General features: G+C 69.3%; 24 protein-coding genes. 16 read left to right on the top strand and 8 right to left on the bottom strand.

Annotated features, from left to right (window positions below; genetic code table 11):
* Window positions 1-9 precede the first annotated feature (9 nt).
* Together ACCC97_RS06530 and ACCC97_RS06525 are read right to left on the bottom strand one after the other, a co-directional pair.
* Window positions 10-462, bottom strand: a complete 453-nt coding sequence (locus ACCC97_RS06530) for an META domain-containing protein (protein ID WP_007829050.1) — start codon at window positions 460-462, stop codon at window positions 10-12.
* Window positions 463-594: 132 nt separating this feature from the next.
* The gene (locus tag ACCC97_RS06525) at window positions 595-1,515 is read right to left on the bottom strand and encodes a tetratricopeptide repeat protein (RefSeq protein WP_007829048.1); all 921 of its coding nucleotides are present in this window, start codon (window positions 1,513-1,515) and stop codon (window positions 595-597) included.
* Between the two features lie 36 nt (window positions 1,516-1,551).
* On the opposite strand from ACCC97_RS06525, the gene purE reads away from it, so the two are divergent.
* The 3 genes from purE to ACCC97_RS06510 are packed head-to-tail and all read left to right on the top strand — an operon-like array spanning window position 1,552 to window position 4,300.
* The gene (gene purE, locus ACCC97_RS06520) at window positions 1,552-2,103 is read left to right on the top strand and encodes a 5-(carboxyamino)imidazole ribonucleotide mutase (protein ID WP_007829046.1); all 552 of its coding nucleotides are present in this window, start codon (window positions 1,552-1,554) and stop codon (window positions 2,101-2,103) included.
* Entirely contained in the window at window positions 2,100-3,302 is a 1,203-nt protein-coding gene (locus tag ACCC97_RS06515; protein WP_007829044.1) for a 5-(carboxyamino)imidazole ribonucleotide synthase, read from the top strand. The genes purE and ACCC97_RS06515 overlap by 4 nt, the downstream gene beginning before the upstream one ends.
* The gene (locus tag ACCC97_RS06510; RefSeq protein ID WP_413331899.1) at window positions 3,299-4,300 is read left to right on the top strand and encodes an L-threonylcarbamoyladenylate synthase; all 1,002 of its coding nucleotides are present in this window, start codon (window positions 3,299-3,301) and stop codon (window positions 4,298-4,300) included. Before ACCC97_RS06515 ends, ACCC97_RS06510 begins: the two co-directional genes overlap by 4 nt.
* Before the next feature lie 222 nt (window positions 4,301-4,522).
* Here the strand turns inward: ACCC97_RS06510 and ACCC97_RS06505 are convergent, their stop codons facing one another.
* The 3 genes from ACCC97_RS06505 to ACCC97_RS06495 form a co-directional block, all read right to left on the bottom strand.
* Window positions 4,523-6,085, bottom strand: a complete 1,563-nt coding sequence (locus ACCC97_RS06505; RefSeq protein ID WP_413331907.1) for an alpha/beta hydrolase family protein — start codon at window positions 6,083-6,085, stop codon at window positions 4,523-4,525.
* A 170-nt stretch (window positions 6,086-6,255) separates the two neighbouring features.
* A complete protein-coding gene (dacB, locus tag ACCC97_RS06500; RefSeq protein ID WP_413331898.1) occupies window positions 6,256-7,677 on the bottom strand; it encodes a D-alanyl-D-alanine carboxypeptidase/D-alanyl-D-alanine-endopeptidase in 1,422 nt (473 codons plus the stop codon).
* A gap of 7 nt (window positions 7,678-7,684) precedes the next feature.
* Entirely contained in the window at window positions 7,685-8,272 is a 588-nt protein-coding gene (locus ACCC97_RS06495) for a TrgB like protein (RefSeq protein ID WP_009124720.1), read from the bottom strand.
* A 79-nt stretch (window positions 8,273-8,351) separates the two neighbouring features.
* Between ACCC97_RS06495 and ACCC97_RS06490 the strand changes: the two genes are divergently transcribed.
* The 5 genes from ACCC97_RS06490 (at window position 8,352) to pyrF (ending at window position 12,153) form a co-directional block, all read left to right on the top strand.
* A complete protein-coding gene (locus tag ACCC97_RS06490) occupies window positions 8,352-9,119 on the top strand; it encodes a DeoR/GlpR family DNA-binding transcription regulator (protein ID WP_413314032.1) in 768 nt (255 codons plus the stop codon).
* Between the two features lie 34 nt (window positions 9,120-9,153).
* The gene (gene tsaB / locus ACCC97_RS06485) at window positions 9,154-9,864 is read left to right on the top strand and encodes a tRNA (adenosine(37)-N6)-threonylcarbamoyltransferase complex dimerization subunit type 1 TsaB (protein ID WP_009124728.1); all 711 of its coding nucleotides are present in this window, start codon (window positions 9,154-9,156) and stop codon (window positions 9,862-9,864) included.
* A 4-nt stretch (window positions 9,865-9,868) separates the two neighbouring features.
* Entirely contained in the window at window positions 9,869-10,411 is a 543-nt protein-coding gene (gene rimI, locus ACCC97_RS06480; RefSeq protein ID WP_009124740.1) for a ribosomal protein S18-alanine N-acetyltransferase, read from the top strand.
* On the top strand, window positions 10,408-11,193 hold the full coding sequence (locus tag ACCC97_RS06475) for a uracil-DNA glycosylase family protein (RefSeq protein WP_009124741.1): 786 nt from the start codon (window positions 10,408-10,410) through the stop codon (window positions 11,191-11,193). Before rimI ends, ACCC97_RS06475 begins: the two co-directional genes overlap by 4 nt.
* A gap of 138 nt (window positions 11,194-11,331) precedes the next feature.
* Window positions 11,332-12,153 carry an orotidine-5'-phosphate decarboxylase gene (gene pyrF, locus ACCC97_RS06470; protein ID WP_009124742.1) on the top strand — a complete coding sequence of 274 codons (822 nt, stop codon included), beginning with the start codon at window positions 11,332-11,334 and terminating at the stop codon, window positions 12,151-12,153.
* Window positions 12,154-12,258: 105 nt separating this feature from the next.
* On the opposite strand, the gene ACCC97_RS06465 is transcribed toward pyrF, so the two are convergent.
* Entirely contained in the window at window positions 12,259-12,993 is a 735-nt protein-coding gene (locus ACCC97_RS06465) for a helix-turn-helix domain-containing protein (protein WP_009124743.1), read from the bottom strand.
* Between the two features lie 146 nt (window positions 12,994-13,139).
* On the opposite strand from ACCC97_RS06465, the gene ACCC97_RS06460 reads away from it, so the two are divergent.
* From ACCC97_RS06460 to ACCC97_RS06430, 7 genes are all read left to right on the top strand, one after another.
* Complete coding sequence (locus tag ACCC97_RS06460) at window positions 13,140-14,003, top strand: hypothetical protein (RefSeq protein ID WP_009124744.1); 864 nt, start codon at window positions 13,140-13,142, stop codon at window positions 14,001-14,003.
* 14 nt (window positions 14,004-14,017) lie between these two features.
* Window positions 14,018-15,973: an MFS transporter gene (locus ACCC97_RS06455; RefSeq protein ID WP_413314026.1), complete on the top strand. Its 1,956-nt coding sequence runs from the start codon at window positions 14,018-14,020 to the stop codon at window positions 15,971-15,973.
* A gap of 150 nt (window positions 15,974-16,123) precedes the next feature.
* Entirely contained in the window at window positions 16,124-16,630 is a 507-nt protein-coding gene (locus ACCC97_RS06450) for a YiaA/YiaB family inner membrane protein (protein WP_009124752.1), read from the top strand.
* 27 nt (window positions 16,631-16,657) lie between these two features.
* Window positions 16,658-17,116, top strand: a complete 459-nt coding sequence (locus ACCC97_RS06445) for a hypothetical protein (protein WP_413314025.1) — start codon at window positions 16,658-16,660, stop codon at window positions 17,114-17,116.
* Entirely contained in the window at window positions 17,113-17,904 is a 792-nt protein-coding gene (locus ACCC97_RS06440) for a DUF2145 domain-containing protein (RefSeq protein WP_413331897.1), read from the top strand. The genes ACCC97_RS06445 and ACCC97_RS06440 overlap by 4 nt, the downstream gene beginning before the upstream one ends.
* Window positions 17,905-17,922: 18 nt before the next feature.
* The gene (locus ACCC97_RS06435; protein WP_009124758.1) at window positions 17,923-19,038 is read left to right on the top strand and encodes a K+ transporter; all 1,116 of its coding nucleotides are present in this window, start codon (window positions 17,923-17,925) and stop codon (window positions 19,036-19,038) included.
* Between the two features lie 92 nt (window positions 19,039-19,130).
* The gene (locus tag ACCC97_RS06430) at window positions 19,131-19,508 is read left to right on the top strand and encodes a DUF3597 domain-containing protein (protein WP_009124759.1); all 378 of its coding nucleotides are present in this window, start codon (window positions 19,131-19,133) and stop codon (window positions 19,506-19,508) included.
* Between the two features lie 132 nt (window positions 19,509-19,640).
* Here ACCC97_RS06430 and ACCC97_RS06425 read toward each other — a convergent pair whose 3' ends face one another.
* Window positions 19,641-20,417: an SDR family NAD(P)-dependent oxidoreductase gene (locus ACCC97_RS06425; RefSeq protein WP_413331896.1), complete on the bottom strand. Its 777-nt coding sequence runs from the start codon at window positions 20,415-20,417 to the stop codon at window positions 19,641-19,643.
* A gap of 137 nt (window positions 20,418-20,554) precedes the next feature.
* On the opposite strand from ACCC97_RS06425, the gene ACCC97_RS06420 reads away from it, so the two are divergent.
* On the top strand, window positions 20,555-20,920 hold the full coding sequence (locus ACCC97_RS06420) for a hypothetical protein (protein ID WP_413314022.1): 366 nt from the start codon (window positions 20,555-20,557) through the stop codon (window positions 20,918-20,920).
* A 9-nt stretch (window positions 20,921-20,929) separates the two neighbouring features.
* On the opposite strand, the gene tgt is transcribed toward ACCC97_RS06420, so the two are convergent.
* On the bottom strand, window positions 20,930-22,102 hold the full coding sequence (gene tgt, locus ACCC97_RS06415; protein ID WP_009124762.1) for a tRNA guanosine(34) transglycosylase Tgt: 1,173 nt from the start codon (window positions 22,100-22,102) through the stop codon (window positions 20,930-20,932).
* Window positions 22,103-22,105: the final 3 nt, after the last annotated feature.

The raw sequence follows: 22,105 nt of genomic DNA, 5'->3' as shown, positions 1-22,105 counted from the left end.
TTTCTTCTTTCAGCGCCCGCTGGTGCTCAGCGTTGCCACGGCGCGCCCGCTGGCGTTGAGCAGCGCAAGGCGTTCGGGGCCCGCAAGGCTGTAGCTCGCGGTGCTCTGCAGGGCGGAAATGAACTGCGCCTCGTTGGCGCCGCGTGCCGGGTCGGCGCAGGCCATGCGGGTCGAGGCCAGCTGGCCGATCTTCAGGGAGATGCCGCTGCGCGTGAACGTGCCCGAAAGGCGATTGCAGCCGCCCGAGCCGCTGAGGCGTCCGCTGCTGCGGTCGAACTGCACCTGCGCGCCGCTGCCGGGCGCGACGGGCTCGTCGCCCAGCTGAACCAGTTGCCAGGCGGGCCCTTCGATCGGCTCGTCGAGGCTGATGCCGCTCCCGCAGCCGGTCAGGACGGCCAGCAGTGCCGTCGCGGCGAGAACGGGGGGCGCGGTGCGGCGGGCGAGGCGGACGAAGGAACGCATGGCCGGTCTTTCCTTTTCGAATTTGCAACAAGTTGAATCGGGCGTGATCGTATGCGACGAGGCCCCGCTCGCCAATGCCGCCGCGTTCATGGCGAGGCCATGAAAAAAAGCGGCCCGCAGGCCGCTTTCGCATCAGCTCAGCACCACGCTGCTCAGGCGGCGCCGGTAGGTTGCCACCACCGGATCGTCCGGCGGAATCTGCCCGTCGGCCACCTTCACCTTCGGCGGCTCGATCACATCGAGGATCGCGATGTAGGTCTTGCGGGCGAGGTCTTCGCTCCAGGTCTTGTCGCGCATCAGGATGTCGAGCAGCTCGTCCATGGCGTCGGTCCAGCGCTGCGCGGCCATCAGCAGGCGGGCGCGGCCGAAGCGAGCGTCGAAGTCGCGCTTGTTGGCGGCGATCTTCGCCTCGAAATCAGCCATCGCGGGCGCCGTGCCTGCAGGTGGTGCTGCGAAATCGATAGCGTCCATCCAGCGCTGCAGTGCATCGAAGCGGCGCACCAGCGTGGTCTTGGCGATCACCGGCGCAAAGGCCACCTTGGCGTCGTCGTGGCGGCCTTCCTGCAGCAGCAGCTTGATGTAGTCGAAGCGGGCGTCGTCGTTGGCCGGGTCGGTGGCCACGGCGTGCTGCAGTCTTTCGAGGGCGCCCCCGGTGTCGCCTTCGGCCAGAGCTTCCTGCGCGGCGGCTTCCTCCGAGGCGGCCTCGGCTTCGTCGGCGCCCGGCACGTGCTTGTCGAGGAACTCGCGGATCTTCTCGGCCGGGATGGCGCCGACGAAGCCGTCCACCGGCTGGCCGTCCTTGAACATCACGCAGAACGGGATGCTGCGCACGCCGAACATCTCCGACAGCTGCGAAGAAATCTGCGGCACCTTGTCGGCGTCGAGCTTGGCCAGCGTGAAGCGGCCGGCGTACTCGACCTCGAGCTTTTCGAGCACCGGGCCGAGCTGTTTGCAGGGGCCGCACCATTCGGCCCAGATGTCCAGCAGCACCGGCGTGGCGACGGAGCCTTCGATCAGTTCGGCCTGGAAATTTTCGAGAGTGATGTCGATCATCGGAACCAACTGAGGGTGAAACGTAAAATTGAAACCATGAACGAAACCATTCAGGTCGGTGTAGTGATGGGCTCGAACTCCGATTGGGAGACGATGCGCAACGCGGTCGAGATTCTCCAGCAATTCGGAATCGGGCACGAAGCCAAGGTGGTCTCGGCCCACCGGATGCCCGATGCGCTGTTCGCATACGCCGAAAGCGCCGCCGGGCGCGGGCTCACGGCGATCATCGCGGGCGCGGGCGGCGCGGCGCACCTGCCAGGCATGCTGGCCTCGAAAACCACGGTGCCGGTACTCGGCGTGCCGGTGGCCAGCCGCCACCTGCAGGGCGTCGATTCGCTCTACAGCATCGTGCAGATGCCCAAGGGCGTGCCGGTGGCCACCTTCGCCATCGGCAATGCCGGCGCGGCCAACGCGGCGCTGTTCGCGGTGTCGATGCTGGCGGTGAACGATCCGGCGCTGCGCGCGAAGCTCGATGCCTTCCGCACGGCGCAGACCGCCGCCGCCGAGGCCATGACGCTGCCGCCGGCCCCCGCCGCGGAGACGCCCCCCGTTTCTCCTTTCTCGCCGCAAGGCGGAGGTGCCCTGTGAGCCAGAACGGTGACCTGCCCATTCTTCCGGGCGCCACGCTCGGCGTGCTCGGCGGCGGCCAGCTGGGGCGCATGTTCGCCCACGCGGCCCAGCGCATGGGCTACTTCACGGCGGTGCTCGACCCCGACACCGACAGCCCCGCCGGCCGCGTGAGCCACCATCACATCCACACCGACTACGACGACATCGACGGCCTCGCCCGGCTCGCGGGCCTGGCCGACGCGGTGACGACCGAGTTCGAGAACGTGCCGGCGCCCTCGCTGGAGCACCTCGCGGTCGCGCGGCCGGTGTCGCCCGGCGCCTCGGCCATCGCCATCGCGCAGGACCGCATCGCCGAGAAGGCCCATTTCACCCGCTGCGGCGTGCCCTGCGCGCCTTACGCGGCCATCGAGACCGCGGCGCAGCTCGCTGCCGTCGACGACGGCCTGCTGCCCGGCATCCTGAAGACCGCGCGGCTGGGCTACGACGGCAAGGGCCAGCAGCGTGTGAAGACGCGCGCCGAACTGGTCGATGCCTGGCAGGCCACGGGCTGCGTGCCCTGCGTGCTCGAGAAGATGCTGCCACTCGAATTCGAATGCTCGGTCATCCTCGCGCGCAGCCGCGACGGCCAGATCGTGCACTTCCCGCCGCAGCGCAACCTGCACCGCGACGGCATCCTCGCCGTCACCGAGGTGCATCCGCAGAACATGCCGAAGACGGTGGCGCAGGGCGCGGTCAATTCGGCCAAGAGCATCGCCAACGGTTTGGACTACGTCGGCGTGCTGTGCGTCGAGTTCTTCGCGCTGGCCGACGGCTCGCTGGTCGTCAACGAGATGGCACCGCGCCCGCACAACAGCGGCCACTACACGATGGAAGCCTGTGACGTGTCGCAGTTCGAGCTGCAGGTGCGCACGCTCGCCGGCCTGCCGCTGGCCGCGCCGCGCCAGCACAGTCCCGCGATCATGCTGAACCTGCTGGGCGACCTGTGGTTCCCCGCGGGCGATGACAAGGCCGCCAAGCCCGTATCGCCGCGCTGGAGCGAAGTGCTTGCGCTGCCGGGCGTGCATCTGCACCTCTACGGAAAGATCGACCCGCGGCGCGGCCGCAAGATGGGCCACCTCACGCTCACCGGCGCCACGCTCGAAGCCGTGCGCACCACGGCCTCGCAGGCCGCGCAGCTGCTGGGCCTGCCGGCGGTGACCACCGCCGACCTCGCATGATCCTCGACGGCCGCTCCCCCGAAGCCATCGCCGAGGCCACGCGCGTGCTGCGCGCGGGCGGGCTGGTCGCGTTCCCGACCGAGACCGTCTACGGGCTGGGCGCAGACGCGAGCAGCGACATGGCCGTCGCCGGCATCTTCAAGGCCAAGGGGCGGCCCGCCGACCACCCGTTGATCGTCCACGTGGCGGCCGGCATCAAGGGCACCGAGTCGCTGTCGCGCTTCGCCCAGCCGCTGCCGCTTTTCGCGCAGAAGCTCGTGCAGGTCTTCTGGCCCGGTCCGCTCACGCTGATCGTCACGCGCCAGCCCGGCGTGGGCGCGGCGGCGGCGGGCGGGCAGGACACCATCGGCCTGCGCTGCCCTTCGCATCCCGTGGCGCAGGCGCTGCTCGAAGCCTGCGCCGAGCAGGGCGTGCCCGGCCTCGCGGGGCCGAGCGCCAACCGCTTCGGCCGGGTCAGCCCGACCACGGCGCAGCATGTGTTCGACGAGTTCGGCGATGCGTTGCTGGTTGTCGACGGTGGCGCGTGCGAGGTCGGCATCGAGTCGACCATCGTCGACTGCAGCCGCGGCGCCCCCGTGCTGCTGCGGCCGGGCGTGATCACGCGCGCGCAGATCGAGGCGGCTTGCGGCGAGAAGCTCGCCGACCGCGAAGTGCTCGAAACACCCGACCCGCGGGCCTCGGGCACGCTGGAGGCTCACTACGCCCCGAATGCCAAGGTGCGCCTGATGGACGCCAAGGCCATCCAGGCCGGCCTCGACGTGCTGGGCGCCAACGCCGCGCACATCGCCGTCTGGTCGCGAGCCCCGATGCGCAGCCGCTCGCAGCGCGTGGTGCTGCGGCGCATGCCCGACGACGCGGCGGCGAGCGCCCAGCTGCTGTTCGCGGTGCTGCGCGAGTTCGATGCGCAGGGTGTCAAGCTGATCTGGGTCGAGTCGCCGCCCGACACGCACGAGTGGGAAGGCGTGCGAGATCGCTTGCAGCGCGCATCTGCGGCCTGATCCAGGCTAACCCCCAGGCTCGCCCACTTCGTGTGGCCGCCAACCCCCTTTGCAGGGGGCAATACCTGCGGCCCGGCAAAGCCGGTTCCGCGAAGGCTTCGAACTCACCCCCAGGCTTCGCGCACTTCGTGTCGCTGCGCCAACCCCCTGCAGGGAGCAATACCAGCGGCCCGGCAAAGCCGGTTCCGCGGTATTCCTGGAAGGGGCCGGCTCTTCCTTTGCTCAGCCGCCGGCGGCCAGCACGCCCTGGAAGAAGCCTCGCGCCGATGCCAGGCAGAACGGCGGCGCCAGCGTGCCGTGGTACGCGAGCATGACCGCCTGCGCCTTGTCGGACGCGCTGCCCGGCGTGTTCTGCGCCAGCAGGTCCTTGGCCTGCGCGAAGCCGGCGCGCGCGGTCGAGTAGGCGTCGATCGCGGCCGAATCCTCCAGGTCCACCACTGCCAGCGCGGCGGCCGGCACGCCCTTGGCGCGGAAGTAGCCCGAGGTGGCGCGGGTGCTGAGGAAATTCACCGTCGGGTCGTTGGCGCCGCCGCACATCAGCATCGGCCGGGTCGGCACCCAGTTGCGCAGGTCGTTGGCGACGGCCGCCTTGCGGAAACCCGTCGCCGGCTTGCAGTCCAGCGGCGAGGTCGTGCTCAGCGACGCCGCCGTGGCCGGCAGTGCGTTGCCGGGGCAGGGCGCGGCCAGGATGTCGCCGGCCGCTTGCGTCAGGAAGCTCTGCTTGATCAGGTTGTTGGCGCCGTAGAAGATCGACAGCGAGGGGCTCACCGGCCCCGGCGTGGCATTCGCCGGGAACAGCGCCAGCTGCGGCAGCTTGCCGCTGGAGAACAGCGTGCCGGGCGTCAGGCTCGGCAGCAGGGTGTCGATGCCGGTGGCGTACTGCGCTTCGTAGATGTCGCTGGTGGCGTTGTAGACGTTGCCGAACTGCTGCTGCCAGCTGGTCGACAGCAGCGGCACGAACAGCGTGGAGCCCAGCGCCGGCCAGCCCAGGTAGGTGTAGTCGGACAACAGGCTGATGGCCGAGGGCGCCGACAGCGGTGCCGAGGCCGTCACCGTCTTGCCCGTCGCCTGCATCTCCCGGTGCGCCGCCATCGCGACATAGCCGCCCTGCGAGTAGCCGGTGATGAACAGCGAGCCGGCGTCGTTCGCATCGATGCCCGAGAAGGTCTTGCGCGCGGCCGTGAGCGCGTCGACCATGTCCTTGCCCTGCTGGTCGCCGTCGAGGTACGGGTGGTAGGGCAGCGTCGACTTGTCGTAGCCCGCGTAGTTGGGCGCCACCACGATGTAGCCCTGCGCCGCGAACATGGCGGCAATCATCAGGCCCTCGCCTGCGGCCGGCTGCGTGCTGTCGGTCCACTTGGCGAGGTTGTAGGCCTTGGCGGCGGTGGTGCCGTGGGCATAGAGCACCACGGGCCGCTGGCCGCCGCAGGCCACGTCGGTGCCCGTGGGCACCATGATCGCGGCGGTGGCGTTGGTCGCCTCGTTCTTCGCGCCGATGGTGCGGTATTCGAGGTAGCGCACGTCGATGCCGCACTTGGGCGTGCCGGCCACCTGCAGCACCGACCTGCCCTGGTCGCTGGCCTGGAGGTTGGCCTTGAACTGGTCGGCGGTCAGCTTGGCCGTCTGCTCGGGCGGGTTGGTGACCACCGAGCCCCGGCCGGTGTCGGCTACGGGCGGCGGAAAGCCAACGCCGATGCCTACTCCGCCACCATCCCCGCCGCCGCAGGCGGACAGCAGCAGCAAGGTTGCGCTTGCGAGCGCCGTCCAGGCGGCTGTCTTGCGCATCAGGACGAACGAGTGGGGGCGTGGCTTGGTCAAGGCATGTCTCCTGCGTTGGATTTGTACTGAATAGAACGGCCGTCCGATTCTGTGCAGTGCCATGGCCGCGCGCAAGCGGCATTTGCCATCAGAAGATTTCAGTACCTGGCAGGGTCGCGCAGGCCCGCCACCTGCCGTCAGTTGTCCTGCGAGGCCCAGTCGACCAGTGCGTCGAACGCGGCGCGCGCCGCCCCCGCGTTCTCGCCGTTGGCGATGGCCACCAGCACGTAGCGCCGGCCGCTCGCACCGTCCACGTAGCCGGCCACGCCGGAGGCATCGCGCAGCGTGCCCGTCTTCAGGTGGGCCGAGCCGCCCGAGCGCAGCGTGCGCTTCTTCAGCGTGCCGTCCACGCCCATGGCGGGCAGCGAGGACATCAGCTCCGGCATCACCGGCGAACGCCATGCCACCTGCAGCATCTTGCCGAGCGCAGCCGCGCTGATGCGCTCGTCGCGCGACAGGCCCGAGCCGTTCTCGAACACGGGCTGCGCCTCGCCCGTGCCGATGCGCTCGCGCCACCACTGGCCCAGCGCCGCGCGCGAAGCCTCGAAGGTGCCGCGGTTCTTTTGCGTGAGCCCGATCGTGAGGAACAGCTGCTGCGCCATCACGTTGTTGCTGTACTTGTTGATGTCGCGGATCACTTCGGCCAGCGGCGGCGACTCGAACTCGAAGGCCGGCTTCAGCCCCGCCGGCGCGCGCCCTTCGCGCATCTGCCCGCCTACGCGCCCGCCCATCTCGGCCCACATGCCGCCGATGGCCCGCATGGCGTAGGTGCGCGGGTCGCCGTAGGCCACGGCCCAGTTCTTCTCGCCGCAGGCGGCCGGAAAGCCGCCGTTGAAGCGGATGCGGTTCACGTCGCTGAAGTCGGGCCGCAGCGCGGCGCGCCAGTCGCCGCATTCGCCGGGCACGAGCGCCACGGTCGGCGGCATCGCCACGCTCGCGAGCGGGGGCTCGTAGCTCACGCGCGCGATCTGGCCCGTGCGGTCGGGCGCGAAGCTCATGTTGACCGACTTGAAGTTCACGAGCAGCGCATCGGGCGAGGCGTTGTAGGGCCGCAGCGGCTCGCCGTCGAAGGCCGACGGGTCGCCCTCGACCGTAGTCTCGAACGCGCCGCGGTCGATCACGATGTCGCCGCTCACCGTGGTGATGCCCAGCCCCTGCACGTGGCGCAGCAGCAGCCACACGCGCTCCAGCACCAGCTTGGGGTCGCCCTGGCCCTTGATGTACAGGTTGCCGTTGAGCACGCCGTTGTTCACCGTGCCGTCGACATAGACCGGCGTGGTCCAGCTGTAGGCCGCGCCGAGCAGGTCCAGCGCGGCGTAGGTGGTCACCAGCTTCATGATCGACGCCGGATTCACCGGCGCCTGCGTGCGCCAGGCCAGCCGCGGCGGGCGTGTGCCGTCGGCCTCGGCCACCAGCATGGTCACGGATTCGCGCGGCACCTTGGCGCGGGCGAGGGCGGCGTCGACCTGGGTCGGGAGGGCCTGCTGGGCGGATGCGCCGGCCGAGGCCAGCGTTGCGAGGGTCAGTGCGAGGGCGGCGCGGCGGAAGGCAAAAGGCATCCGCCGATTATCCCGGCGGGAACAGGTGCAGCTTCGCGTGGTACAGCAGCATGACCGTCTTGGCGTCGGCGATGCGGCCGTCGGCCACCATGGCCAGCGCCTCGTCGATGCCGAGCTCCAGCACCTCGATGTCCTCGCCCTCTTCCGCCAGCCCGCCGCCTGCGCCGATGCGCATCGAGGACTCGTACGGCGCGACGAAGAAGTGCAGCTTCTCGGTGACCGAGCCCGGGCTCATGAAGCTCTCGAAGATCTTCTGCACCGCGCCGAGGCGGTAGCCGAGCTCTTCCTCGACCTCCGCGCGGATGCGCTCCTCGGGCGCGGCGTTGTCCAGCAGGCCGGCCGCGGCTTCGATCAGCAGGCCGTCGTGGCCGTTGACGAAGGCCGGGTAGCGGAACTGCCGCGTCAGCAGCACGCTGCGCTGCGCGAGGTTGTAGGGCAGCAGCGTGGCGCCGTTGCCGCGGTCGTAGGTCTCGCGGTGCATGCGCTGCCACTGGCCGTCGTTGCGCCGCCAGTCGAAGGCGGTGGTGCGCAGCGTGTACCAGTTGTCGGAAAGGAGGGTGACTTCGTGCACCCGGACGCGGTCTTGGATGGTCATGGCTGCGAGCATACGTGCGTATTCGTGCAAAAACAATGAAAAACGTGCAGTCCATCGGCCACGCCGGTACCATCGGGCAATGCTCACCAGCCAGCGCAAGCAACACATCCTTTGGGTCCTGAAGCGCGACGGCAACGTCGTCGCGAAGGCGCTCAGCGACGAACTCGGCCTGTCGGAAGACACCATCCGCCGCGACCTGCGCGAGCTGGCGGCCGAAGGTTTGCTGCAGCGCGTGCACGGCGGTGCGTTGCCGGTCGCGGCGGCCGAAGCCGACTTCGCGCGGCGCCAGCAGCTCGCGCCCGACGAAAAGGTGGCCATCGGCCGCGCGGCCGCGCGCCTCGTGAAGCCGGGGCAGGTGGTGTTCATCGACGGCGGCACCACCGCCGTGCAGCTCGCGCGCCACCTGCCGGCGAGCCTGCAGGCCACCGTGGTCACGCACAGCCCGTCGGTGGCCGTCGAGCTGGTGGCGCATGCCGGCATCGAGGTGGTGCTGATCGGCGGGCGCCTCTTCAAGCATTCGGTGGTGGCGGTCGGCTCGGCGGCAATGGCGGCCATTGCGCGCATCCATGCCGACACGTACTTCATGGGTGTCACCGGCGTGCACGCCGAGGCGGGGCTGACCACGGGCGACCTGGAAGAGGCCGAGATCAAGCGCGCGCTGATGGCGTCGGCGGCCGAGACGGTGGTGCTGGCCTCGTCCGAAAAGATCGGGGCGGCTTCGGCGTGGGTGGTCAACCCGGTGGCCTCGGCCACCAGCCTGCTGGTGTCGCCGGACGTGCCGGCCCGGGCGCTGGCGCCGCTGCGCAAGGCGGGGCTGGCGATTCTGCGCAGCGATAACGGCGCGTGAGCCCGGGAATTGGCCGCCCCTCGATAATCGGCGGATGCCCCTCGCCTTGCCCAAGCTGCTCGCCTTCGACACCAGCACCGAGCACCTGTCGGTGGCCGTGCTGCACGGCGACACGCTGCACGCCCACAACGGCGTGGGCGGCGCGCAAGCATCGACCACCCTGCTGCCGCTGATCCAGCAACTGCTGGGCGAAGCCGGGCTCGCGCTGGGCGAACTCGATGCCATCGTCTTCGGCCGGGGCCCCGGCTCTTTCACCGGCCTGCGCACCGCCTGCTCCGTGGCGCAGGGGCTGGCCTTCGGCGCCAACGTGCCGCTGCTGCCAGTCGACACGCTGCTCGCCGTGGCCGAAGAAGCGCGCCACGCCTTCGGCGCGAAGCAGGTGGTCGCCGTGCTCGATGCGCGCATGGACCAGCTTTACGCCGCGCGCTACGACTTCGAGGCCGACGGCCCGCTTGGCGGAAACGACGAGCCCCTGCTGCTGTCGCCCGAGGCACTTGAAGTGCCCGCCGGCTGGGCGCTCGCCGGCAACGCCTTCGCCGCCTACGGCCCGCGCCTGGCCCCGGCCGCCGCCCGCCACGACGCGCTGCCGAGCGCCACCGCGATGCTGCGGCTCGCCCCCGCGCTGCTCGCGGCCGGGCGCACCGTGCCGGCGGCACAGGCCTGGCCGCTCTATGTTCGCGATAAAGTGGCGCAAACCACCGAAGAGCGCGCCGCCATCAAGGCGGCCGCAGCCGCAGCCCATTGATCGCATGAGTGCCGTCCTCCAGCCCGTCGAAGCCCGCCTCGAACCGCTCACCGTCGAGCGGATCGATGCCGTCTGCGCGGTCGAGCAGACGGCCTACAGCCATCCGTGGACGCGCGCCAACTTCACCGACTCCATGGCCGTGGGCTACCACTGCCAGTGCCTGCTGGCGCCCGGCATGGCACCCGGCGTGAGCTCGCCGCTCACCCAACTGGGCGAGACGCTGATCGGCTACTTCGTCGCCATGAAGGGCGTCGATGAAGTGCACCTGCTGAACATCACCGTGGCGCCGGCCTTCCAGCGCCAGGGCTGGGCGCCGCTCATGCTCGAGGCATTGGGCGGCTGGTCGCGGGCCGAGGGCGCGCAGTGGCTCTGGCTCGAAGTGCGCCGCAGCAACCAGCGCGCTCTCGACATCTACCTGCGCAACGGTTTTCGCAGCGTCGGCGTACGCAAGGGCTACTACCCGGCGCACGACGGCAAGCGCGAGGACGCGGTCGTCATGAGCCTGCGCTTGAATGAAACAGGCAGCGCCTGGGGAGCCTTGCGATGAGCGCGGTGCAGACATTGAAGCTCGACGCCCGCCAGCGCGCGATGCTCGACGAGATGGGCGTGAAGGTCTGGTGGCCGGTGCCCGAGGCCGCCGAGGCGGCGCCTGGAACGGCTTCCGCAGCAGCCACCGAAGAGGTGGCGGCGGTCGTCCGCGAGCGCGTGCAGGCTGAAATGCCGGTGGCCGCACCGCCGCCGCCCGCGGCCCGGTCCGTCGCGGCACCCGTGCCGCCCCCCGCACCGGTCGTTCGCCCGGCCGCTGCGCCACTGTCCGGAGGCGCCGCCGTGCTGGTAGAGGCGCCCTGCCGTCTCTATGCCGACGCCGGCGCCGAATCGACGCAGGGCGGCTGGCTGGTCGTGGCCGACATGCCGCCCGAGGCCGACGGCCGCCACGGCGAACCCTTTGCGGGCGACGCCGGCCGCCTGCTCGACAACATGCTGCGTGCGCTGAAGCTGCACGACGGCAAGACCCCCGTGCACCTCATGCGCACCCACCGCGGCGTGGCCGCCGGCCAGCCCGGCAGCCCGCGCGCCATGGACGAGGCCTTCGACGAGCATGCCGCGGCGCTCGCACCGCGCATCGTGCTGGCAATGGGCCCGCTGGCCGCGCAAAGCCTGATGCGCAGCGGCGACCCGCTGGGCAAGCTGCGCGGCCGTGCCGTGCCGCTGGCTTCCGCCGGCGGCGCATCGGTGGTGGCGACCTACCACCCCGCCTACCTGCTGCGCAATCCCGCCGACAAGGCACGCGCCTGGGCCGACCTCTGCCTGGCCGCTGAACAGGGCTAACCCCCAGGCTTCGCGCATTTCGTGTCGCTTCGCCAACCCCCTTGCAGGGGGCAACACCTGCGGCCCGGCGAAGCCGGTTCCGCGGTGTTCGCAGGCAGGTGGCGGGCGAGTGCGCGGGCATCCTTAAAATCGGACCCCATGACTTTCCTCGACAAGCTGGCCGCCGCACAGCAAAAAAACGGTTCCTTGCTCTGCGTGGGGCTCGATCCGGAGCCGGCCAAGTTCCCGGGGCATCTCAAGGGCGACGCCAGCCGCATCTATGACTTCTGTGCGCGCATCGTCGACGCGACGGCCGACCTGGTCATCGCCTTCAAGCCGCAGATCGCCTACTTCGCGGCGCACCGCGCCGAAGCCCAGCTCGAGCAGCTGATGGAGCACATGCGCCGCAATGCGCCCCACGTGCCCGTGATCCTCGACGCCAAGCGCGGCGACATCGGCTCCACCGCCGAGCAGTACGCCCTGGAGGCCTTCGAGCGCTACGGCGCCGATGCGGTGACGCTGTCGCCCTTCATGGGCTTCGACTCGGTGGCGCCGTATCTCAAGCACGAGGGCAAGGGCGCGTTCCTGCTGTGCCGCACCAGCAACCCCGGCGGTTCCGACCTGCAGGGCCAGCGGCTGGCGGATGTCGAGGGGCAGCCCTTCCTGTACGAACACGTTGCTCGCCTGGCGCAAGGCCCGTGGAACCTCAACGGCCAACTCGGACTGGTGGTAGGCGCGACCTACCCGGCGGAAATCGAGCGTGTGCGCGAACTCGCGCCAACCGTGCCGCTGCTGATTCCGGGCGTCGGCGCCCAGGGCGGCGATGCGGTCGCCACCGTGCGCGCCGGCTGGCGCGCCGATGCGCCGATCATCGTGAACTCGTCGCGGGCGATCATCTACGCGTCGTCGGGCGATGACTTCGCCGATGCGGCGAAGAGCGCCGCGCGCACGATGCGCGACACGCTCGAAGCCGCCAAGTAAGGCTCGCCCCCAGGCCGCGCACTTCGTGTCGCTTCGCCAACCCCCTACCGGGGGCAACACCTGAGGCCCGGCAAAGCCGGTTCCTCGGTGTTCCTGGATTGAGCCTCAGGCTCGGCGGAGGCGGGTAAAGGCTTCGAACTCCCAGTTCCGCATCCCCAGCAGCAGCGTGTAGCCCTCGCGGTCCTTGGCGGCCAGCTTCTGGTCGGTCTGGTGCTGCTGGGCGAAGTCCTGCGCCACGCGCTGCAGGCGTTCCAGGAAGGCCGGCGCCAGCGAGCGGCTGATCTGGCCGTGCACCAGCAGCAGGCCCTCGGCCGGGCCGTCGAAGCCGCCCTTGTAGTAGTCGAGCACCACGTTCTCGCGGAAGAACTCCATCACTGGGCCATGCGGCCGCCAGCGGAAGGTCTTGGCGAGCTTCAGGCGATACCGGTTGAGCGGGCGCAGCTCGATGATGCCGATGCGGTCCAGCTGGGCCAGGAAGCCGATGCATTCGGCCTCGCTCACGCGGTAGGCGGCCACGATCTGCTCCAGCGTCCACTGGCTCAGCACGCTGATGGCCACCAGCAGCAGCTTCTTGTCCCTGACCACGGCCTTTTCCTGCTCGTGCGTCAGCTCCTTCAGCAGCGGCTGGGCGTCGGCCACGCGGCGCGCCAGTTCGGCGAAGTCGATCTTCAGCGCGCGGCAGATGGCGTCCACGCGCGACAACGGCATGTCGCTCTTGGCCAGCATCCGCTTGACGCTGGATTCGGCCATGTCGAGCGACCGCGCCAGGTCGGCGTAGGTCATGCGGGCGCTCTTGAGTTCGTTCTTGAGGGCTTGGACGAGATCGACGGTGGTGCTCATGGCCCGGAAGCGTACACGGGCGCCTGCAAGTATCAATTGGAGATACCGGTAGGAGTGAATTAGTGCCTCGTATCGATTCTCGATGCCTGTGGAGCGGCCCGCGCCTAAATTTGCGGCCCGTACCGACCCACCCACCGAGGACCGCCATGCTCCTGTCTCTTGCCAGCCGACTCAGCCGCCGCGAACGCGGATTGCTTTTCACTTTCGCGCTGCTCACTCTGGTCGCCTTCTTCGGCCCCGCGCTGCCCGCCGCCGAGGTTGCCATCGCCTCGGTGTTCGCCGACAACCGCGCCTGGCACGGACTGCCCAACGCCATGGACGTGCTGAGCAACATCCCCTTCGTCGTGATCGGCCTGTGGGGCCTGTACCGGCTCAACCGCATCGACCGCTCGCACCAGGAGGCGCTGTCGCAGTTCCCGCTGGCCCCGCCCGCCAGCGATCCGCCGGACAACACGCTCGACTGCGCCTGGCTCTTCTTCGCCGGCCTGATCGCCACCGCCGCGGGCTCGGCCTTCTTCCACCTCGTGCCCGACGCCCCCCGGCTCGCCGCGGACCGCGCCGGCATGGCGGTGGCCTTCGCCGGGCTGATCGGCGTGGCGGTCTGCGAGCGGGTGAGCCAGCGCGCCGGCTGGCCCGCCGCCTGGTTCGCGCTGACGGCCGGCCTGCTCTCGGCCGAGGTGTTCCAGGAGACCGGCAACGTCATGCCCTGGGCGCTGGTGCAGTTCGGCGGCATGGCGCTGGTGGTGACGCTGGCGCTGGCCACGCCGATGCGCAAGTCGGTCGGGCTGAAGCTGGGCTGGGTCATCTTCTTCTACGTGCTGGCCAAGGCTCTCGAACTGGCCGACCACCAGATTTATGAATTCACGCGGCACACGGTTTCGGGCCATACGCTGAAGCATCTGACGGCCTCGCTCGCCGGGCTGCCCGTGGTGCTCGCGCTCCACAAGCTCGAAATGCGCTGGGAAGCCGCACTACGGCACAATCCGGGCGCCGCCGCCGTGGCCGCCTGAGGAGCACTCTTCGAATGACAAATCCCGCCGCTGCCGCAGCCACACCCGTGGCCCACGAAGCGAACGCCCACGCCAACCAGTTCGCCCTCCTCAAGCAGCGGCGCTTCGCGCCTTTCTTCTGGACCCAGTTCGCGGGTGCGGCGAACGACAACCTGTTCAAGTTCGCCTTCACCGTCATGGTGACCTACCAGCTGCAGCTGGGCTGGATGCCGCCGGCCATGGCGGGGCTGGTGATCGGCGCGCTGTTCATCCTGCCGTTCCTGCTGTTCTCTGCCACGGCCGGCCAGCTCACCGACAAGTTCGACAAGACGAAGATGATCCGCTTCGTCAAGAACCTCGAGATTGCGATCATGGTGCTCGCGGCCTGGGGCTTCGTGCGGGCCGACGCGGTGGTGTTGCTGGGCTGCGTGTTCCTCATGGGCCTGCACTCCACGCTGTTCGGGCCGGTCAAGTTCGCCTACCTGCCGCAGGTGCTCGACGCGCGCGAACTCACGGGCGGCAATGGCATGGTCGAGATGGGCACCTTCGTCGCCATCCTGCTCGGGCAGGTGGCGGGCGGGCTGCTGGTGGCGGTGCCGCAGATCGGCCACATGAGCGTGGCCGTGGGCTGCGTGCTGCTGGCGCTGGTCGGCCGGGGCGTGGCGCAGGCCATACCCAAGGCGCCGGCCACCGACCCGGGGCTGGTCATCAATTGGAACCCGATCAGCGAAACCTGGCGCAACCTCAAGCTCGCGAACCAGAACGTGGTGGTGTTCCGCTCGCTGCTGGGCATCTCGTGGATGTGGTTCTTCGGGGCGGTGTTCCTGAGCCAGTTCCCGAGCTTCGCGAAGGAAGTGCTGCACGGCGACGAGCAGGTGGCCTCGCTGCTGCTGGTGGTGTTCTCGGTGGGCATCGGCGTCGGCTCGCTGCTGTGCGAGACGCTGAGCCGCCGGCAGGTGGAAATCGGCCTGGTGCCGCTGGGCGCCATCGGCATGAGCGTGTTCGCCGTCGACCTTTACTTTGCGTCGCGCGGCCTGCCAGCCGTGCCCGAGATGGGCATCGGCGCCTTCGTGCGCCAGGGCGCCCACTGGCGCGTGATGGCCGACCTGGCGCTGCTGTCGCTGTTCGCGGGCCTCTACAGCGTGCCGATGTACGCGCTGATCCAGTTGCGCAGCCAGCCCACGCACCGCGCGCGCATCATCGCGGCGAACAACATCCTCAATGCACTGTTCATGATCGGCAGCTCGGTCATCGCGGGCGCGCTGCTGGGCGCGGGCTTCACCATTCCGCAGATCTTCTTGTTCACCGGCATCGCCAACGCGGTGGTGGCGTTCTACATCTTCATGCTGGTGCCCGAGTACCTGCTGCGCTTCGTGGCCTGGGTGCTGTCGCGCTTCGTCTACCGCTTCGACATCAAGGGCGAGTCGCACATTCCCACCGAGGGCGCGGCCGTGCTGGTGTGCAACCACGTGAGCTTCATAGACGCGGTGCTGCTGATGGCGGCAAGCCCGCGGCCGATCCGCTTCATCATGGACCACCGCATCTTCAAGGTGCCGGTGCTGGGCTGGCTGTTCAAGCTGGCCAAGGCCATTCCGATCGCGCCGCAGAAGGAAGACCCCGCGGCCTACGAAGCGGCTTTTGCCAAGGCGATCGGCGTGCTGCGCGAGGGCGACCTGCTCGCGATCTTCCCCGAGGGCGCGATCACGCGCGACGGCGAGCTGCAGCCGTTCAAGGGCGGCGTGATGAAGATCCTTGAAGGCGCGCGCGCCCAGGGCATCGAGCCGCCGGTGATCCCGATGGCGCTGACCAATCTCTGGGGCTCGTACTTCAGCCGCATCGAGCTGCGCGGCGGCGAGCGCGTGGCCATGGCCAAGCCGTTTCGCCGCGGCTTCTTCAGCCGCGTGGGGCTTAACGTCGGCGGTCCTGTGCCGCCGGTGGAAGTGCAGCCCGAGTCGCTGCGCCAGCGTGTGAGCGCCCTGCTGGCCGCCTGAGGCGCAGCTCCTTTCCGGCGCGCAAGGCGCCGGAAAGTATCGGTTGCAGATACCGGCGGCGCTGAAAACCGCAACTGGTGCAAGCATTCAAGCCCCGCGGTGCGGGAGCGAACCATCATTCGCCCACCTTCACTACGCCGCGAGGCACACATGCAACCCCTCTCATCGACCACGACCGTCTTCATCCAGCGCGACACGCGGGCCTGGCAGTTCCAGGCCTGGGCTTCGTTCGCGATCGCCGTCTTCCTGTGCGCCACCGGCCTGAGCTGGCTGCCGGGGGAGGCGCTGGACCGGGCGTTCATGGTGATGGGCTACGTGTTCTGCCTGAGCACCGCCTTCATGCTGGCCAAGTTCGTGCGCGACAGCCAGCAGGCCGCCGAGCGCAGCGCCGAAGCGACGCGCGACGTGCCCATGTGGAAGCTGGTCGTCTGGGGCAGCTTCTTCACCGCGATGGGCCTGACCGGCTGGGGCCTCGTGCGCATGGAGATCAACGAGGCCTACAAGGCCTTCCTGGGCGTGAGCTGGCTGTTCCTGATCAGCTCGGCCTTCACGCTGGCCAAGACGCTGCGCGACCGCCATGAAGCCGACATGGCCGAAGCCCGCCTGCAGGGCCGCCGCATGGCCCGTGCCGAAGCTGCTGCTTCTGCTGCCGAATAACCCGCGTCCAATCAACGAAAGCCCATCATGAAAAAGTCGATTGCCGCCGTTCTCGTCGCCGCCTGCACCGCCTTCGCGGGCATCTCGGCTCCCCTGCGTGCCCAGGCGCAGAGCGACGCCTCGGTCGCCCTCTCGCTGATGCCTGTGGCATCGGTGGTGGTCGCCGCCTCTGCGGTGGGGGCCTCGGCCACCGCGGCGGTCGCCGTGCCTGCCGCGCTGTCTGTGGGCGGCTCGACGCTCACCGTGATCGCGGTCGAAGCCTCTGCCGACGGCACGGTGTACCTGCTCGAACGCGCTTCGGACGGCGCGCGCGCCAGCATCAAGGTCGCGGGCCGCGCGGCTGACGGCGTGTCGAAAGCCGTGGGCACCAGCGTCCTCGTCAGCGTGATCGGCACCGGCGTGGTGCTGTCGGCCGCCGGCGAGGTGCTGGCCTTCGTGCCCAACGCCATCGGCCGCGCGCTGCTCCACAACGAGAGGTTGTCGTGAACCGGGCACTGCCGCTGCTGCTCGGGCTTGCGGTCTTGCTGCCGATGCAGGCGCAGGCCGGCCGCTCGTGCGGGCAGGTCAAGCCTGCGCCTGAAGTGATCGTCAAGGGCATGCAACTGGCCGAGCGCACCTCGCAGGCGCTCGACGCCAGCGGCGCGCGCGTCGTGATCCTGGCGCGCGCGGGGCAGGACCTGAGCAAGTACGGCCTGCGCTACTCGCACCTGGGCATCGCCTACAAGACGGATGCCGGCCCGTGGCGCGTGGTGCACAAGCTCAACCAGTGCGGGACCGCAGTGGCCGCCGTCTACCGCCAGGGGCTCGGCGAGTTCTTTCTCGACGACCCGTGGCGCTACGAGGCCGCCTGGGCCGTGCCCACGCCGCAGGTGCAGGCGCAGCTGCTGGCCGCGCTGAACGAACCGCCCGCGCGCATCGTGCGGCTGCACACCGCGCCCTACAGCATCGTGAGCTACGCCTGGGGCCAGAAGTACCAGCAGTCGAACCAGTGGGCCGTCGAGACGCTGGCCGCCGCCATGGAGCCCGCCACCATCGGCAGCCGCGCGCAGGCGCAGGCCTGGTTGCAGTTCAAAGGCTACGAGCCGACCGTGCTGAAGCTCGGCCCGCTCACCCGGCTGGGCGGGCGCGTAGGCTCGGCCAACGTGGCCTTCGACGACCATCCGAACGACAAGCGCTTCTCGGATCGCATCGAGACCGTGACGGTCGATTCTGTGTTCGCATGGTTGCCGCGTGCCGGGCTCGGCGCGGCGCCGGTGACCTTGAAGCTTCAATAAGAACGTGGAGAAAACAACATGAGCAAATCCTTGCGCCTTTCCGAAAAATGGTTCCGCCGCGGCCTCTGGCTGGTGGCGCTGGTGTTCGCGAGCTTCCTCATCGGGCTCGGCAGCACCGTCGTGAGCGACCTGCCCCAGGTCGAGCGCGTGCGCGGCATCGACGACTTCATCGACAAGCCGGCGGCCGAGCCGCTGCGCGCCACCGTCAAGGCCTCGGAAGCCGCCGAGCTGCAGGCCGCGCGCGACCTCGACCAGATCCGCCTGCAGCTCAACGCCGCGCAGCAGGCCAGCGCCAATGCGCGCGAGACCTTCGGCAACTGGATCTCCACGCGGCGCGCCACCGCGCAGCCCGATCAGGACACCGAGCTCATCGCGCGCACCAAGGCGCTCGACGCCTTCAAGCAGAAGGAGGAGGAGCTGCAGCGCAAGGTCAACGCGCAGCAGAAGATCGCGCTCGACGCGCGCCAGGCCGAGCAGCGCGCCTCCGAAGCGCTGTCGGTGCTGGAGCGCGACGCGCAGCTCAAGCTCGACGCCGAGTACCGCCGCATCGAACTGCGCGTATTCGCCTACCGGCTGGCGCTCACGCTGCCGCTGCTCGTCGTGGCCGGCTGGCTCTTCGTGAAGAAGCGCAAGAGCACCTGGTGGCCGTTCGTGTGGGGCTTCATCTTCTTCGCGCTGTTCGCCTTCTTCGTCGAGCTGGTGCCCTACCTGCCGAGCTACGGCGGCTATGTGCGCTACGTGGTGGGCATCCTGCTCACCGTGCTGGTGGGTCGCTACGCGATCATCGCGCTCAACCGCTACCTGGCGCGCCAGAAACTCGCCGAGCAGCAGCCCGACCAGGTGCGCCGCGAGGAGCTGAGCTACGACGTCGCCCTGGCGCGCCTGGGCAAGAGCGTATGCCCCGGCTGCGAACGGCCGGTCGACCTGAAGAACAACGAGATCGACTTCTGCCCGCACTGCGGCATCGGCCTGTTCGACCACTGCGGCCAGTGCGAGACGCGCAAGAGCGCGTTCTCCAAGTTCTGCCATGCCTGCGGAACCTCGGCGGGCGCGCAGACGCAGTCGCCGCACACACCTGTGACCGGCACTGCGCAATCGGTCACGCCGGGTGCCCCGGTTCTGCCGGCCACGTAGCGGAACCGCCGCACGGGCGTGCTACAACCCCAGGGCTGCGGCACGCAACGCCGTGCCGCGGGTTTTCCCATTCACATTGACGGAGTACACCCATGAGCATTTTCGGCAAGATTTTTTCCAAGATTTTTCCGTCGGCCAACGCCGCTGAAGTCGTCGCCGCACCGCCGGCGGCTGCACCGGGCGCGCCGGCCGCTGCCGCACCGCCGCCTGCGATCCCGCTGGGCGACGTGCCCGCCGTCCTGGACGCGATGCCTGGTGCCGCCGGCCTGAACTGGCGCACCTCGATCGTCGACCTGCTCAAGTTGCTGGGCCTGGACAGCAGCCTCGCCGCGCGCAAGGAACTGGCCAGCGAAATTCTCTACAGCGATGGCGAGCCGGGTTCGGCCGAATGGAACATCGGCCTGCACAAGCAGGTGATGAGCCGCATCGCCGCCAATGGCGGCACGCTGCCAGCCGAACTGCGCGACTAAGAAGATCGGTACCCGGGAATTTTCTTTTTCCAGAAACACCGCGGAACCGGCTTCGCCGGGCCGCAGGTGTTGCCCCCGGTAGGGGGTTGGCGAAGCGACACGAAGTGCGCGTAGCCTGGGGGCGAGCCTGTTTCAGGTCCAGCCCGCATCCACCACGTAGTCCTGTGCGGTGCACATGCGCGAATCGTCGGCCGCGAGGAACAGCGCCATTGCCGCGATGTCTTCCGCCATCACGCGGCCCGGCAGGCACTGGGCCGCATCGATCTCCGCGCCCGATTCGGGCTTCACCCACAGCTTGATCTGCCGTTCGGTCATCACCCAGCCCGGCACGATCGAATTCACGCGGATGTTCTGCTTGCCCAGGTCGCGCGCCAGCGAGCGCGTGAGGCCGCGCGCCGCCGCCTTGCAGGCCTGGTACACCGGATAGCCCCGGCCCTTGATCATCCAGCTGATCGAGCCGAAGTTGATGATCGATCCGCCGCCCAGCGCACGCATGTCGTCCGCCACTGCCTGCGCGGCAAAGAACTGGTGCTTGAAGTTGACGGCCACGAGGCGGTCGAAGTCCTCGCTGGTCACGTCGGCCATCTCGTGGCGGCGGTCGTTGGCTGCGTTGTTCAGCAGCACGGCGATCGGGCCGAAGCGTTGGCGCACCGCGTCGATGGTGGCGTCGAGCGCGGCCGTGTCGGTCACGTCGCAGGCCTGGAACAGCGCAGGGTGCTCGCCTTGCAGCTGCGCCGCGAGCGCGTTGCCGGCGGCGGTGTCGAGGTCGCAGAAGCCGACCTTCGCGCCCTGTGCGTGAAAGGCCCGCACCAGCGATTCGCCGATGCCGCTGGCGCCGCCGGAAATGAACACGGTGCGCCCGGCCAGCGACGGATAGCGGGCGGTGTAGGGAGAAGATGCGTTGGTCATGGGAATGCGGCAACAGCAGTGGAAACGGAAGGCAAGCGTAGCGGATGAGCGGGCCCCCGGCGAGCCCGGGGTTGCCGGTCGGCGTATGGCTTCCGGCGAATGGGCAGCGCCGACGGGCGTGGCTACGCTCCTGCCCCATGACGAACACCTTTCCCCGCCGCGCCGTCCTGGCGCTCGCGCTTCTTCCCGCCGCCCTGGCGGTGCGTTCCGTGCGCGCACAGGCGCCGGCGCCCGTGCAGCTCTTCAAGGTGGTCTCGCCGCGCGACGAGGTGATCGTGGGCGCCGACGCGGCGCTGCTCGGCGCGGGCTCCGGCCCCGCCGTGGAGCGGCTGGCCGCGCAGCTGGCCGCCAAGGGCCAGCTCACGCTGTGGCAGTACGCCTCGCACAAGGACTCGGGCGGCGCGCTGGTGCAGGCGCCGCTCAGGCAGATCGTGGTCTTCAAGAACGAGGCGCTGCGTATCGAGCCCTACGCCACCCCGCTGCCCATCCAGGCCCCGAAGTAAGAAGAGGCCTCAGACGCCTCGTGCCCGCTCCGACTTGAAGCGCGCGCGGAACTCGGTGAACGAGCCCGCGTCGAGCGACGCGCGGATCTCGCGCATCAGGTTCAGGTAGTAGTGCAGGTTGTGGATGGTCGTGAGCATCGGCCCGAGCATTTCGCCGCAGCGGTCGAGGTGATGCAGGTAGGCGCGGCTGAAGCCCTCGCGTCCGCCGTCGTTCCACGAAACGCCCGAGGTGCCGGCGCACGCATGGCAGGTGCAGCTGGGGTCGATGGGCTGCGGATCGCTCTTGTGGCGTGCGTTGCGCATCTTCAGGTCGCCGAAGCGCGTGAACAGCGTGCCGTTGCGCGCATTGCGCGTGGGCATCACGCAGTCGAACATGTCCACGCCATCGGCCACGCCCTGCACCAGGTCCTCGGGCGTGCCCACGCCCATCAGGTAGCGCGGCTTGTTCGCGGGCAGCCGGTGCGGCGTGTGGCCCATGATGTGCAGCATCTCTTCCTTGGGCTCGCCCACGCTCACGCCGCCGATGGCGTAGCCCGGGAAGTCCATGTCGACCAGCGCGGCGAGCGACTCCTCGCGCAGGTTCTCGAACATGCCGCCCTGCACGATGCCGAACAGCGCGTTCGGGTTCTCCAGCCGTGCGAATTCGCTCTGGCAGCGCCTGGCCCAGCGCAGGCTCAGCTCCATCGAGATGCGCGCCTCGGCCTCCGTCGTGATATGGCCCTTGGTGTCATAGGGCGTGCACTCGTCGAACTGCATCACGATGTCGCTGTTCAGGATGGTCTGGATCTGCATCGAGACCTCGGGCGTGAGGAACAGCTTGTCGCCGTTGACGGGCGAGGCGAACTTCACGCCTTCCTCGCTGATCTTGCGCATCGCGCCCAGCGACCACACCTGGAAGCCGCCCGAGTCGGTGAGGATGGGCTTGTCCCACTTCTCGAACTGGTGCAGCCCGCCGAAGTTCGCCATCACGTCCAGGCCGGGGCGCATCCACAGGTGGAAGGTGTTGCCCAGGATGATCTGCGCGCCCATCTCCTCGAGGCTGCGCGGCATCACGCCCTTGACGGTGCCGTAGGTGCCCACGGGCATGAAGATCGGCGTCTGCACCTTGCCGTGGTTGAGCGTGAGCGTGGCGCGGCGCGCGTGGCTGTCGGGGTCGGTCTTGAGGAGTTCGAAGTTCAGCATGTC

The sequence above is a fragment of the Variovorax sp. Varisp85 genome (genome assembly GCF_047304045.1).
GTDB lineage: Bacteria > Pseudomonadota > Gammaproteobacteria > Burkholderiales > Burkholderiaceae_C > Variovorax.
Note: the sequence above shows the minus strand (reverse complement) of the source record. Positions and strands in the feature narration are given on the sequence as shown.